The following is a 13,262-nucleotide window of genomic DNA, read 5'->3' as shown; positions in this document are numbered from 1 at the left end:
CTGCGCTCCACCGGCGGTATCGCCGATGACCCCGAGCTGGCCAACGGCACCTGGCCGACACCAGCGGAATCCGCGCCGATCTGCCCGCCCGCGGCGGAGGTCGGTCGCGCGACGTGATCGTAGTCGGCGCTGACCGCCCCGCCCCCTGCGTGCTGGTCTGGGCGGACAGCCACGACGCTGAACCGTTCGGCGAGACCCGACCTGCGGCTGCTGCTGCTCCTACAACCGGGAGAACACCCGGCCGAGCACCCTCATCTCGACAGCGCACTGCTGAACCCCGAACCCTGGGACGACGAGGTGGGCACCAAGAGACAGCTCCTGCTCGGCCCCGTCCTGAGAGGCGGCAGCGACTCGTCGAATGCTCTACAGCCGACAGGGGACGCGCCTACGTGAACATCGAAACCCCGGCCAGATACGAAAAGACCGCCACCCCCTACGAAGCAGCGGTCACACTCGCGTCATTCCTGCTCTGGGCAAGATCCGTTTGAAGATGGACCTAGATCGCGCGTAGTCGTCATGGTGGCGTTGTAGTGGTTGTCAACGGCCCGACTGGTCAGCCAGTGGCCGCGTGTGTTTCGGCTTCGAGCCGCGTCGTGATGCTGGCTCGCATCGCCTTCTTGTCAATCTTGCCTACTGGTGTACGGGGCAGTGCCTCGACCAGTTCCACCCGTTCGGGCCACTTGAACTTCGCGACCCCGCGGCCCGCGAGGTACTCCTGCAGGTCGAGCAAGTTTGGCATGGCGCCTGGGACTGGAACGATGAACGCACAGCCGCGCTCCCCGAGCCGCGGATCCGGCATTGCGACCACGGAGACTTCTGCGACCTTCGGGTACCCCGTCAGCAGGGACTCGAGCTCGTCGACGCTGATCTTCTCGCCTCCTCGGTCGATGACGTCCTTCAGCCTGCCCTCGATGGAGAAGCAGCGGTAGCCCTCCTCGAAGCGCACCATGCCCAGGTCGCCGGTCCGGTAGAACCCGTCGGAGGTGAAGGCTCGGGCGTTGTGCGCGATTGTCTCCGCGGCTTCCGGCTCCGGTCGGACATCGAAGTAGCCGGTGATCGTGTACGGACCGCGGACACACAACTCGCCGACCTCGCCGTCCGGGAGTTCGGTCTCGGTGCCCGGCGCGAGGATCACAACGTCGTCCAGTTCGCTGATCGGGACTCCCACGGAGTGCCGGCGCGCAGCACGGGGTGCGTCGAGTGGGGTGACGGTGAACAAGCCCTCGGCCATGCCGTAGAGCTGTCCAGCCCACACCCCGGCAGCCTCGAATGCCTCGAACATGCCCTCGGGGGGCTTGGAACCGGAAAGGATGACCCGCTTCAAATACTCCCCGCGCTCCAGCAGCGGCACACTCAACGCGGCCATCGGGGTACCCGCGATCAGGTCGGTCACGTGTTCCTTTGCCACGGCGGGAAGGATGACCTTGGGATCGGGGGGCAGCAGGATAGCGGTGGCTCCCACGCTGTGCGGGGCGTGCAGGCCGCATACTATTCCGGCGTTGTGGATGACTGGCAGCAGATGGGCAACCCGGGCGTCGACGTCCCAGCCCAGCACCTTGGCGTACCGCGCAGCGTTGTACCAGTATTCGTGGTGCAGCCGCGGAATCAGCTTAGGGGTCCCGGTAGTGCCGCCGGAGAGCTGGAGGACGGCGATGTCGTCCGGGTTCTGGGCCGCCTGGATGGACTCGACCCGTGCCCGCGCGGCCTGGGGGTCCCCGGTTCCGGCGAGGTCCTCGATCCTGGTCCCTGCCGTGTCTCGGCTGGCCCCGAGCGTGAGCCGCACCCGCAGGGTGGGCACCGCCGCGGCCATCTCCTCGGCGAATTTATGCACGTCGAACCGCGGTTGTTCCTGGACCAGGTGCGCCGCGGCTCCGGCCCGCCGCGCAATCGCCTCGATTTCATGGTGTCGATGAGCCGGAAGCGTGCACACCGGCACCAGCCCTGCCTTCAGCAGGCCGTACCACGCCGAAACGGTGCCGACAGAGTTGGCGCTCTGCACGATCACCCGGTCGCCGGGGACGAGCCCCTGGTCCAGGAGGCCGACGGCGATCCGGTCACTCGCGAGTGATAGATCGGCGTAGCTCAGCCGTCCGTCCGGGGCGACGACGGCCTCCCGATCCGGGTGGGCGTCCGCGACGCGCTGCCACTGTTTCGCAAGTGTTTCGGCCCGCCACGCACCGGCCAGGCGGTACTGGTCGACGAGCTCAGGGGCGCGAGTCGTGAGTCCGATGTGAACCACGATGATCCCTCCTTGGATCTGCAGCCAGTGGTCAGCGGAAGCGGACGAGATCAACACGACCGGCGAGCAGGGCGCCGACTGCGTCGGCCCGGGCAGACCGAGGCACGTCGACACCAACGGTGGCGCCGAGGTCGAGACGGAGCCGCTCGGCCAGGGCGCAGCGGCTCAGGACGTCCGCGCGCGCCGTGGCGTCGCGGTCCTCGAGCCATAGCACGTGGGCCTGTAGTCCGCGTGCTCGCTCGACCACCGCCGCGCCGTCGGCTCCCCAGACGTCGGCGATCGGCCCCGTGGGCACGATCGCGGTGTCGTAGCTCAGCTCCGTGACCGTGCGGTCCTCCAGGACCAGATCGGCGAGCGCGTCCGGCTCACCGGCCTGTGCGTTTGTCGGCCTGCTGCCAGTCAACGCCTCGGTGGCATCCGCGACGACGTCCGGGTGCAGGGTGGCGAAACCGTCGACGGTGATATTCCCGGCCCGGGTCATGAACGATGACATGATCGTGGCCGGAGCGAGGTCGAGCCGGCGCGGGAAGACCTTCCACCAAAGGTGGCTGTGCTCCGCAATCCGTTGGAACCGCTCGACCCGGGGGCGGCGCTCGCTCTCGTAGCGGGCCAGCGCCGTCGCGTTGTCCGTCTCGCCACGCAGCGCCGCGGCCAGCGCGATGGCATCCTCCATCGCGAGCTTGGTCCCCGAGCCGATCGAGTAGTGGGCGGTGTGTGCTGCGTCGCCGAGCAGCACCACGCCGTTGTGCCGCCAGCGTCCGCAGCTGATGGTCGCGAATCGTTGCCAGCGGGTCCGGTTGCCCAGCAGCCGTCGGCCTCCGAGGATGTGCGCGAACACCTCGGAGAGGTAGTCAAGGCTCTCTTCGTCCGACGAGTCGCCCGGGGTACGCGCGTCCGTGGTCTGGAGCCCGGCCCGTCGCCAGGTCGCGTCGTCCGTCTCGACCAAAAAGGTGCTCCGGTTCGGTCCGTAAGGGTAGGCGTGGACGACGAACACCCCGTGCGGTGTGCGGGCCGGGAGGAACGTTGCCCGGTCCAGGGTGAAGTCCGCACCCGCCCACAGGTAGAGCGCATCGTCCAGGTCGACCCGGGCGGCGAACTCGGCTGCCAGCTTCTCGCGGGTGGCGCTGCGCACCCCGTCTGCGGCGATCACGAGGTCCGCGTCCAGGCCGGACGCCTCGACGTGGGCGTTCTCTATCCGCGCGCCGGCTTCAAGGGCGCGCCGACGGAGGATCTCCAACAGGGAGGCTCGTCCGATGGCGATGTTGTCTCCGCCATCGAGAACCACACCCGCTCCGACCCGCAAATCCAGGCCGCAGCCTGGATGACCGGTCCGGCGGATCGTCGCCGCCGACACCGGGTCGGCCGCGTCCAGGCTGCTGAGAGTGCTGGCTGTCAGGCCGACCCCGAACCCGAACGTCTGCCCGTCAGCGTTGTGCTCGTACACCGTGACCTCATGGTCCGGGCACGTGAGGCCGATCAACGCGGCCGCGTAGAGCCCGCCTGGGCCGCCCCCGATGACGGCTACTCGCCGTTCGCTCACCTGACTCCTCTTCCACCTGACATCACTTTCAATAATGTAGAATTACTTGCACTGATGTCAATCTACCGCCGGAGGTGTCACGGGTGAGAGTTCACCGCGTGGGGTTGGTCGTCCCGAGCTCGAACATCACGGTGGAGACGGAGCTGCCGGCCCTCCTGGGGCGCCACGAGCACGCTCGCTTCTCGTTCCATTCCTCACGGATGCGAATGCGCGCCGTGTCCGCTGCCGAGCTGGCGGCCATGAACGCACAGCGCGAACGCTGCGTCCTTGAACTCGGTGACGCCGGTCCGGACGTACTGCTGTACGCCTGCCTCGTCGCCCTGATGGCGGGCGGCCCCGGCGAGCACACCCGGGTCGAGTCGCTGGTCGCCGAACAACTGTCGACGGGGGGCTCGCAGACGCTGGTGCGCAGCAGCGCGGGTGCGCTGGTTGAGGCTCTCCAGGAGCTTCGGGCCCGACGGGTCGCACTCGTCATGCCCTACCTCACTCCGCTCGCCGAACAGGTCGTGGAATACCTGCGCACGCCGGTTGCCGAGGGCGGCGCGGGCGTCGAGGTGGCCGACCGGCGCAACCTCGGCGTCGGTAACAACGCCGAGGTCGGGTGCATCCCAGGTGCCCAGATCATGCGGGCCGCTCGTTCGCTCGACCTGCGCGATGTCGATGCCCTGGTGCTTTCCTGCTGTGTGCAGATGCCCTCGCTCGATCTGATCGCGGCGGCCGAGGAGGAGTTCGGCCTTCCGGTGCTGTCGGCAGCGACCGCAGGCGCCTTCAGCGTGCTGCGCGCTCTCGGCCTCGCGCCCGTCCTGCCCGGAGCGGGGAGCCTGCTCGGCTCCCGCGCCCCGCTTAACGCCTGAGAGGAGATCGCCATGTCCGAGCTGCGTCACTTGGCCCGTGGGGTGGACCACGTCGCCTTCCCGACTTTCGACCCTGCGGGCACGGTCCGCTTCTACCGGGACGTCCTCGGCTTCCCCGTGGTGCACTCGATCTGCGCCGCGGGCTGGGGCCCTGAGAATCACCCCGACTTCATCCACTTCTTCTTCGACATCGGCAACGACGACCGGATCGCGTTCTTCTACTACTTCGGTCTGGAACGGGACGTCGCGGGCGGGGCCGCACCCGAGGGTCCTGCTGCGGCGAAGGGCGACGTCTACGCGCGGTTCGGCCCCGAGGTGCCGGACTACTTCGTGCGGTCCCGCCACCTGGCCCTGCACGTCGACTCCGAGGAGGACCTTCTCGAGTACCGGCGAAGGCTCGACGCAAGCGAGTGGCCGGTCGAGCTGCAGTTGCAGCACGAGACGATCGAGTCGATCTACACCCACGACCCGAACGGCTACATGTTCGAGATAACCCGCGCCCTGCGTCCGGTACTCCCTCAGGAGGACCTGGACGCCCAGCTGACGATCGAGGCCCTCCTCGACGTCGTCGCGGAGCCCAACCCCTCGATGGCCGCGCTGGTCGCCCGCAAGGCCCAGTTTATCGTGGCCAAGGCCGAGGCCTGGTCCGCCGAGCAGTCCGCAGCCCAGCAGACCGGGAAGGTTTCATGATCACGCTCTACGTGCTCGACGTGCCTGAGAACGAAGGACTGGTTCGGCAGGCCGAGGTGATGGCGGCGGTCAACATCCGCACAGTCGGGCCTTACTTCGAGCTGTCCACGGACACCGAACTCACGATCGACCGGCGGGCTACCGGAATGCGCCACGCTGTCTGGTACTCGTGCGTGGCGGGCACCGGAGGTGGTGCGATCATCACTCAGTGGGACAAGGACGCGCTGCGCGTGAGGCCCCAGGTGAGCCCCGAGCGGCTCGGCGCCGGTCGTCACCTGCCGGTCGCCGAGCCCCCGGCGGGCACCGTCATCTCCCTGCACCGGCTGACGACCGCGGACGGCGCCTCCGTCGACGGCGTCCTGCGGACCGTGCCCGGCGCGGAGACTGTCGTGTGTCTCGCTCACCCCCGCCAGGACGTCACACACCACCCGCTGGTTTCGGAGCTGCTGGCACGTGGCGCGGCGGTCTGGACACAGGGCACCCGCTCGGTCAACAGCGACGTCGCCCTCGTGCACGAGCAGGCGCTGCTCGATCTCGCTGCCGGCCTTTCATTCCTGAGCGACCGCGGCTTCGCATACATCGTCACGCTCGGGCACTCGGGTGGTGGCGCTCTCTACGCCTACTACCACGAGCAGGCGGGCCTGGTCGGTGAACATCGCGTGGCTACGACCCCAGCGGGCCGCCCGTCAGGGCTCGTCGACGCCACACTGCCCTCAGCGGACGGGGCGGTCTTCATGGCACCGCACCCCGGGCAGGGGATCTTGTTGTCCCGGATGATCGACCCCTCGATCAAGGACGAGCAGGACCCCCTCTCCGTCGACCCCGAGTTGAATCCTTTCGCCTCGGCCAACGGGTTCGCTCCGCCACCGGAGAGCTCGCACTACGCCCCCGAGTTCGTCGACCGCTACCGCGCCGCCCAACTGGCCCGGGTCGAGCGGCTCGACGTGGTGGCGCGCGAGCGGGTCGCTGAGGCTGCGCAGGCCCGCCGAGGTGATTCGACTACCGATCGGCGGCGGGCGATCGCTCCCCGCCTGATGACGATCTACCGAACGGACGCGGATCTGCGTTGTGTCGATCTCTCGCTCGACCCGAACGACCGGCCGTACGGCTCGTTGTTCGGGCGTAGGCCCGATCTCACCAACTACGGGCTTGTCGGATTCGCCCGCCAGGTAACCCCGGAGGCGTGGTTGTCAACGTGGTCGGCTCTGTCGAGCAACGCCGGCTTTGTGCGGGCGGCTCCCGGGGTCACCGCCCCGACGCTGCTCGTGGAGCTCTCCGGCGACCAAGCGTGCTTCCCAAGTGACATCACCGAGATGTCGGCGGCGCTGGGTGCGCGCGACCTCACAGTCACTCGCGTGGCGGGCACGCACTTCGGTGGCCCGATCGCGAAGGGCGGACCGACGGGTGCCGCCCTGGCCGCCGCCGAGATCGGCGGCTGGCTGGCGAAGAGATTTCCCCTGGCCTGAGACCGATGTGGAGGTCGTCCTCGTCCACGAGGGAGTCTCACCGCCCGCCTGGCCGTGTCAGCTTCCGTTGCGGAGTCGACGTCTGCAATGCCCGCACCAGTCCCATCGCTGAGGCCGCACCCGTGCGTCGTCGGGCCTGATGCACCAGACCCGGCTCGAACTGGACGTGCTGTGTGGGCTATCGCCCGGTCAGGTCGCGGCTGCGGCAGGCACTGCTCGCCGGATCGAGGGAGCCGACAGACAAGGAGATTTACGTGATTGAGAACGTCTGCCGGTGCAGCACCTACCCGGAAATCCGGCAGGCGATCGCGCGTGCCGCGCAGATCATGACGGAGCGTTAGCCTCCTTTGCGCTGGTCGGCGAGCAATTGCTCGAGATGATCGATGTCCTCGCGGAGCAATGCGATCGCCCCGTCCGTACCACGCTCTCGGGGCAGCCGCTCGTCGGCACGGCGCAGGCTGGCCACTGCCATCTCGGCGAGTGTGTCGGCCACGGCGTCGGTGTCGTCGCCCTCGTGATACCACCAGGCGACCCAGTTGCAGAGCCCGATGACCCCGAGGGCGCCCGTCCGGGCGTCGATGGGGCGGAAATCCGCAGACCGGATGCCATCCTGCACGACTCGGACGAACGCCGACAGGACTTCTCGGCGGGCCTCTCGGTGAGCGTGCGAGATCTCCTCCGGCAGCTCGGACTCGGACTTCACGAGCAGCCTGAACCGTGCGGCCTGGGCGGCGATTCGGGAGACGTTCAACCGGGTCATCCGGCGCAGCCGCTCGGCTGGGGCGAGGTCGCTACGATCGGCGATCTCGTGCACGTCCGCGGCGGAGGTCTGGGTGATCTCGCCGACCAGGCGCGCGAGAATCGCCTCCTTCGTCTTGAAGTAGTAGTAGACGGCCGGCCGGGTCACGCCGAGGGCGTCGGCGATATCCTGCAGCGTGGTGCTCGCGAAACCCTTCTCGGCGAACAGGCGAGTGGCGTGCTCGTAGATCTCGCTCTCGACCAGCCCACGCCGATTCGTAGGACCCTTTGCCTTTCCTGAGTGTTCAGAATTTTTCGTCCGAGTCATGAGGCCAGGATAGTTCCCCCCAATCCCGCTGCAGCGAGCGGCGCCCGCCCACGATCTATCCCGGCAGGGTCCCGACGTCGGTGGGGAGGCGTCACCGCTTCGCGCCACGACCATGTCCGGCCGGACAAGAGGGAGGTCGTTCCTGGTGAACACCGACGCCGCGAGCCCATATTCCGTGGCGTTCGCCCGCCGGATCGCGTCCGCCTCGTCGTCGAACACCTCAAAGGTCTGGACTGGGCCGAAGACCTCCTGCTGCACCAGCGGGGCGTTGAGCTCCTCGATCTCCAGCAGGCTCGGCCGGTAGAACGCGCCCGCCTCCAGTGCGGGGTCCTCCAGCGGCCCGCCGCGGACGAGCACCTTCGCGTACGAAGTCGCCTCCTCGACCAGCTTGTCGACCCTCTCGACCGCGGCCTTGTCAATCAGCGGGCCCAGCTGGCTGGCCGGGTCGTTCGCTGGCCCCACCTGGACCGACTGCAACGAGGCGGAGAGCTTGGCGCGAACCTCGTCAGCCACCGCGCGGTGCACGAGGACCCTTGACCCGGTGACGCAGAACTGCCCATTCATCAGGGTGCAGGCCCCGACCAGGAGCGGGAGCAGGGAGTCGATGTCGGCGTCGTCGAACACGATCAGCGGGGTCTTGCCGCCCAACTCGAGGCTCAAGCGCTTGACCGTCGGTGCCGCGGCCGCAGCGATGGCTCGCCCCACCTCGGTGCTCCCGGTGTAGCTCACCACGTCCACCGCGGGCGAGGAGACGAGTAGCGGCGCCACCTCGTTGCCCGCCTCGGTGAGCGGGCTGACCACGGCGGACGGGACCGACGTGGTCTCCTCGACGACTTCGCCCAGCAGAGCGTTGGTCAGCGCGGTCTGGCCGGGCAACTTCACCACGACGGTACATCCGGCGCCGAGGGCGGGTCCGATCGCCCGGACAGTGAGAACGATGGGTGAGTTCCAGGGCGAGATGATCCCGGCGACGCCCGCGGCCTCGGGGGCCGACTGGAAGTACAGGCCAGGCGTGGGCTCGGCAGCACGTCCGGCAACCTGGGTCAGCGCGGAGGCTGCGCTGTAACGCAGCCAGTCCACCGCCAGCGCGACCTCCCAGGTCGTCTCCCGCAGCAGTTTGCCGTTCTCCCGGGAGAGCATGGTCGCGAGATCGTCCGCCCGTGCTGCCAGGTTGTTCGCCAACTCGTATTCGCCTTGGCGCGCGGCGCGGCAGCCCGAGACCAGTCCGTGGTGTCGAACGCGGTGCGCGCGGCCGTGATCGCGGCTTCGGCCTCGGCCCGGCCCGCGGAGTGGAAGGTGCCCACCACCTCGCCGGTCGACGGGTCGATCGATTCGTGCACTGGGCCGTCCGTACTCCTCCGCCCGTTGATCCAGTTGTCCACGGGGAGACCCGCAGCTCCGGTTAGGTCTCTGGCCATCGCCATCCTCACCTTCGAAGATTTGACAATCTTAAATAATATTGTTCATTGACGTCAGGGAGCCAAACGGGGATCATCTGACCACCCTCGATCCCAGGAGGTTGAGTTGCACCCGAACGTCATCGTCGTCGGCTCGGGCGCCGCAGGCACCGCCCTGGCACACCGACTCACCGTCGAGCCGGATACCTCCGTACCGCTGCTGGAAGCAGGCCCGGATGTACGGCCCGATGTCGTTGAAACGCCCGCCCGCTGGCCCGAGACCTCGGCGGGCCGCTCGACTACGGCTACGGGTGTGAGTAGTTGAGGTACAGAAAATCCCGGTGAGATTGATCTTGCTGAGCTTCCCCTACCGTTCGCCGTTCCGGGCCTGAGCGAGCAGCTGGGCCACCAGGTCGTCGGAGCTGCCTTCGGCCTGGCGGGCCAGGTCGTTCGGCACGGTGCCGCCGTCGAGGACCTGCGTGGTGAGCCGTTCCGTCAGCGCCGGGTCGCTGACGCTGCCGGGCCCGGCAATGCGGGCGCGGACCGGACGGCCGGGACCGATGATCTGTGCTTCGTCGGACCCGGCGGTGTCTTCGTCCTCGGCGAGCGCCTGGTACAGCGAGGTGACCGAGGGGTGTTTGCCCGCGTTCTTGCCGGTCTTGATGGTCAGCTTCTTGGCGATCTCGGGGACGGGGACGCCCTTGTCCTTGAGTGCGCGGGCGAAGAGGAGGGAGTCGTCGTCGATGACCTTCGGGCGTCCGCCGTGGTTGCCCTTCGCGGCGGCTGTGACCTGGCCCTCCAGGGTCTTCTCGCGGATGTAGTTGCGCTCGATCTGTGCGGCGGCGAGGACCGCGAAGAACATGGCGCCCATGCCGTTGGGGTCGTAGATCCCGGTGAGCGGGCCGGTGAGGAGTTCGAGCTGGACGCCGGCGCCCTGGAGCTGGGCGGATAGCGTCATCAGGTCGGCGGCGTTGCGGGCGAGGCGCTTGAGTTGGGGTGCCGTTAACGAGCGGCGAACCAGGTGACAAGTACCCGTGAGTAGCCTTCGGGTCGAAGGACGGCTTCGGTACGATGGAACAGCGGTGTGACCGTCAGGCGAGTTCGTGGCCAGCGGCGGCGATCAGGCGGTCGGTTGCTTCCGTGGCGGTCCTGCGGACGGCGTTGAGAGTGTCGTGGTCCGGAAGATCGCGGATGGCGTAAACAGCCCGCGCAGCCTCCTCGGCAGCGGGCCTGAGGGCCGGAGAGAGCACGCAGACAGTGGTGAGTGGCACGGTCATTGCGCTCCGGGTGGCGTGACTCAACTTCCGGGATTCTTGATACAGGCTCGGCCCAGCCCCGGTCAGTCGTAAATTCTCACGGTCCCACATCTGGCGCCGGTGGTCGGCCAGGGCGCTGGTCAACTGAGCGACGGCGGCGAGCAGCGCTTCCTGCCGGGCGGCGGCTCTGGCTTCCGCGCGCTCGGCGCGGGTGGTGTGCCGCTGGATGATGCCGGTCACTAACACGCCGGCAAGGGTGCCGATTACGGCGACGATGGCAGACCACATGTCAGTTTTCCTTCGTGACTCGGGCTGCCATGGCAGCCGGGGCGGGGTGGTTCTGTAAGGGAGGTCACCACCGGGTGTTCAGAATGGGCGGCCATGGCGTCACGCGCCAGGCTTCGCACTCGGCTCTATTTCGGCGTTCGGGGAGTAGCGGAGCAGGGATGACCGCTGCGGCGTTCAGTTTGCTGAACAAAGGGGTGCTTGTGGGTGTCAGCGTTTGATGCGGCTGCGGATGGCGAGTGCTGCTAGGGCGAGCAGGATGGGCTCGGTGAAGCGGCTGGCCATTTCTGTATAGGTGCCCCAGGTGGTGAGGTCCTGGCCGCTGGAGCGGAACACAACCGAGTTGAGCATGACGTTGAGCGCCTTCTCGGCCCGCTTGCTGGTGAAGCGGTCACCGGTCGGGTTCTTCGGGTCCGGTTGTCGACGACAGTCTTCCACTCGCCATCGACCCTCTCTCGGACGATCTCCTGCTTCGGCGTCTCGTTCGGCAGCCCGAGGCCCATCATCAGCAAGATGGTGGTCATCATCGCGAGGCCCAGCCAGCCGAGGGCCCGGGAAGCGCGCAGACCGTAACCGGACACCAGCCAGTACGCCCACAGCAGCCTACGCTCGCCCCAGGGGCTGTTGGTGTGGTCGTGGCGGCGCATCTCGCACTCGCCGTAGTAGAAGTCGGCGGCGCCCGGCTCGTTCTTACCGTCCTCGAGCGCCTTGCGTAACTGCCGGTAGAGCGCGGCCGCGTCCGCTGGGTCGGGAGTGAGATCGGGGTCGGGGTGGTGCGGTCCAGTGCGCCAGTTTCGAAGTGAGAGGGGCTGGCCCGGGGGCAAGGTGGGCTGGTCCCCGCTCTGTGCGCGTCAGTGGTGTTCCTCGGCCAGGGTGCGTCGGCGGGTCCACCAGTAGGGCCATATGCAGTGGCGGCGGTGAAGGCCCGCGGGGGTGAGGGCGAAAGTGCAGCGGCCTTCCAGGCGGAGCTGATCGAGGTGGAAGGCCCCGGAGAACAGGCAGTCGGTCAGGTCGGTGTCGGTCAGGACCAGGTGCGCGGCGTCCACTCCGCGTACCGAGACCACCCGCACGCTGCTCTTGGCGCCTGCCCCGGCCAGCAGGCTTTCGTCCACCGCCCAACCGAGGCTGGTGAAGGGAGCGGGGTGGGCGGTGACCGCCACGGGGGAGGACAGCACCGCGTGACTGAGGTCTGCGGTGGCGTAGCGCAGGCGCAAGGTCGCCGTCGACTCCCACCGGGTCCTTTCGCAGCGCACCGCGCCCGCCGCGATCTCCAGTGTCACCGGTACATCGAACACCGCACCGGACAGATCGACCGCCCCCGCACACACCAACGGCCCGAACCACGACATCACCGCAAACTGCGCCTGGCCGAAGTGGACGTCTTGGGAGAACTTCGACTGTTCGAAATCGGCGATGTCGGAGAACTGCGCCCTGCCAAAATCGGCTGCGTCGAAGAATTGCGTTCCATCGAACCAGGCGGCGCTGGAGAACCGCGCCCCGTCGAACCGGGTGGCGCCGCAGAACAGCGCCAGTTCGAATTGGGCGGTGTCGGAGAACCATGCCTCGCCGAAATCGGCGGTGCCGGAGATCCACGCATCGACGAAATGGGCGGCGCCGGAGAACCGCGCCTCGCCGAAATCGGCGGTGTCGGAGAACCGCGCCTCGCGGAAGAAGGCGGTGTCGGAAAACTGCGCCTTGACGAACCAGGCGCCCCTGGTGAACCGAGCCCCCCAGAAGTCAGCGACGCCGAAGAACTGCGCCCTGCCGAAATGGGCGGTGTCGGAGAACTGCGCCCCGTCGAACTGGGCGGTGCCGAAGCGGGGCTTCTGGGTGGTGGGGTCGTGGAGGACTTGGAGAAGGACTTGGAGGAGTGGTGCGGTGAAGGGGGTGCCGCGGTGGTCGATGTCCGAACCGGGGGCCAGGGTGGTGAGGTAGGCATCGCGGTCGGTGTCGTTCAGGTGGGCCAAGCATGCGGTGTGGCCGGGGGCGTGGATGCCGGGGCAACCGACGGGGTCGGTGGCGGGGTCGGCGCCGTGCCCGCAGTACGGCCAGGAAGGCAGGGATGGTACGGGGGCCGGTGGGGTGCTCATGGCCTGCGAACTCCAGGCTTTCGGTTGGTGACAATCTGAGGGAGGGTGTCTGCCAGGGGCGTAAAGCAGCAGACCGGTGGCGGGAGGGCGCGGCTTCTCCGGGTCACAGTTGACCGTGCCGGAAGGGGCGTACACCGGAGTGGCGGTGCTCGAGAAGGCATGTCGGCAGACCTTCCCGATTTCCTCCGCGGTCAGTGACTGCTGGAACGCCTCTGAGGCGCGCTCAACCGGCTGGAAGTCCGTACCGCTCAGGAGGCCCCGCTCGCGGGCTGTTCGTCACATACACCGGCGGGGGGGGGGGGGGGGGCCGGCGGGGGGGCGCGCGCGCGCGGGGGGCGCTCAGGCTGGGGGGCGTCGCCGGCCGCGCCGGGGCGCGCGC

At 68.3% G+C, this 13,262-nt stretch carries 11 protein-coding genes and 1 pseudogene; 4 read left to right on the top strand and 8 right to left on the bottom strand.

Annotated features, from left to right (window positions below):
* Window positions 1-553: 553 nt before the first annotated feature.
* Together ACFXB5_RS17530 and ACFXB5_RS17525 are read right to left on the bottom strand one after the other, a co-directional pair.
* On the bottom strand, window positions 554-2,239 hold the full coding sequence (locus tag ACFXB5_RS17530) for an AMP-binding protein (RefSeq protein ID WP_385208388.1): 1,686 nt from the start codon (window positions 2,237-2,239) through the stop codon (window positions 554-556).
* 31 nt (window positions 2,240-2,270) lie between these two features.
* Window positions 2,271-3,779 (bottom strand): FAD-dependent monooxygenase, encoded by a 1,509-nt coding sequence (locus ACFXB5_RS17525; RefSeq protein ID WP_037959772.1) that lies wholly within the window; start codon window positions 3,777-3,779, stop codon window positions 2,271-2,273.
* 83 nt (window positions 3,780-3,862) lie between these two features.
* Between ACFXB5_RS17525 and ACFXB5_RS17520 the strand changes: the two genes are divergently transcribed.
* Genes ACFXB5_RS17520 through ACFXB5_RS17510 form a run of 3 tightly spaced genes read left to right on the top strand, consistent with a single transcriptional unit; the run spans window position 3,863 to window position 6,789 of the window.
* On the top strand, window positions 3,863-4,633 hold the full coding sequence (locus tag ACFXB5_RS17520; protein ID WP_037959775.1) for a maleate cis-trans isomerase: 771 nt from the start codon (window positions 3,863-3,865) through the stop codon (window positions 4,631-4,633).
* Window positions 4,634-4,645: 12 nt separating this feature from the next.
* On the top strand, window positions 4,646-5,323 hold the full coding sequence (locus tag ACFXB5_RS17515; protein ID WP_037959778.1) for a VOC family protein: 678 nt from the start codon (window positions 4,646-4,648) through the stop codon (window positions 5,321-5,323).
* Window positions 5,320-6,789, top strand: coding sequence for a hypothetical protein (locus tag ACFXB5_RS17510; RefSeq protein ID WP_198549050.1), 1,470 nt, complete (start codon window positions 5,320-5,322; stop codon window positions 6,787-6,789). The genes ACFXB5_RS17515 and ACFXB5_RS17510 overlap by 4 nt, the downstream gene beginning before the upstream one ends.
* Before the next feature lie 337 nt (window positions 6,790-7,126).
* Here the strand turns inward: ACFXB5_RS17510 and ACFXB5_RS17505 are convergent, their stop codons facing one another.
* Both ACFXB5_RS17505 and ACFXB5_RS17500 read right to left on the bottom strand, forming a co-directional pair.
* Window positions 7,127-9,037 (bottom strand): aldehyde dehydrogenase family protein, encoded by a 1,911-nt coding sequence (locus ACFXB5_RS17505; RefSeq protein WP_385208384.1) that lies wholly within the window; start codon window positions 9,035-9,037, stop codon window positions 7,127-7,129.
* 80 nt (window positions 9,038-9,117) lie between these two features.
* Window positions 9,118-9,273, bottom strand: a pseudogene (locus ACFXB5_RS17500) (hypothetical protein); the annotation flags it as partial.
* A 106-nt stretch (window positions 9,274-9,379) separates the two neighbouring features.
* Here ACFXB5_RS17500 and ACFXB5_RS17495 point away from each other — a divergent pair.
* A complete protein-coding gene (locus ACFXB5_RS17495) occupies window positions 9,380-9,577 on the top strand; it encodes a lycopene cyclase family protein (protein ID WP_106969189.1) in 198 nt (65 codons plus the stop codon).
* 42 nt (window positions 9,578-9,619) lie between these two features.
* Here the strand turns inward: ACFXB5_RS17495 and ACFXB5_RS17490 are convergent, their stop codons facing one another.
* The 4 genes from ACFXB5_RS17490 to ACFXB5_RS17475 form a co-directional block, all read right to left on the bottom strand.
* Window positions 9,620-10,363, bottom strand: coding sequence for a recombinase family protein (locus ACFXB5_RS17490; protein WP_078559507.1), 744 nt, complete (start codon window positions 10,361-10,363; stop codon window positions 9,620-9,622).
* Window positions 10,344-10,796, bottom strand: a complete 453-nt coding sequence (locus ACFXB5_RS17485; protein ID WP_037959780.1) for a hypothetical protein — start codon at window positions 10,794-10,796, stop codon at window positions 10,344-10,346. The genes ACFXB5_RS17490 and ACFXB5_RS17485 overlap by 20 nt, the downstream gene beginning before the upstream one ends.
* A gap of 207 nt (window positions 10,797-11,003) precedes the next feature.
* Window positions 11,004-11,231: a hypothetical protein gene (locus ACFXB5_RS17480; RefSeq protein ID WP_385208380.1), complete on the bottom strand. Its 228-nt coding sequence runs from the start codon at window positions 11,229-11,231 to the stop codon at window positions 11,004-11,006.
* Between the two features lie 413 nt (window positions 11,232-11,644).
* On the bottom strand, window positions 11,645-12,883 hold the full coding sequence (locus ACFXB5_RS17475; RefSeq protein ID WP_385208377.1) for a pentapeptide repeat-containing protein: 1,239 nt from the start codon (window positions 12,881-12,883) through the stop codon (window positions 11,645-11,647).
* Window positions 12,884-13,262: the final 379 nt, after the last annotated feature.

Origin of the sequence: Streptomyces sp. NPDC059455 (genome assembly GCF_042750115.1) — a bacterium.
Lineage (GTDB): Bacteria > Actinomycetota > Actinomycetes > Streptomycetales > Streptomycetaceae > Streptomyces > Streptomyces endocoffeicus.
Note: the sequence above shows the minus strand (reverse complement) of the source record. Positions and strands in the feature narration are given on the sequence as shown.

Coding starts and splice junctions, on each gene's coding strand:
- ACFXB5_RS17485 (WP_037959780.1), bottom strand. CDS start 10,796: ATGTGGTCTGCCATCGTCGCCGTAATCGGCACCCTTGCCGGCGTGTTA.
- ACFXB5_RS17515 (WP_037959778.1), top strand. CDS start 4,646: ATGTCCGAGCTGCGTCACTTGGCCCGTGGGGTGGACCACGTCGCCTTC.
- ACFXB5_RS17510 (WP_198549050.1), top strand. CDS start 5,320: ATGATCACGCTCTACGTGCTCGACGTGCCTGAGAACGAAGGACTGGTT.
- ACFXB5_RS17475 (WP_385208377.1), bottom strand. CDS start 12,883: ATGAGCACCCCACCGGCCCCCGTACCATCCCTGCCTTCCTGGCCGTAC.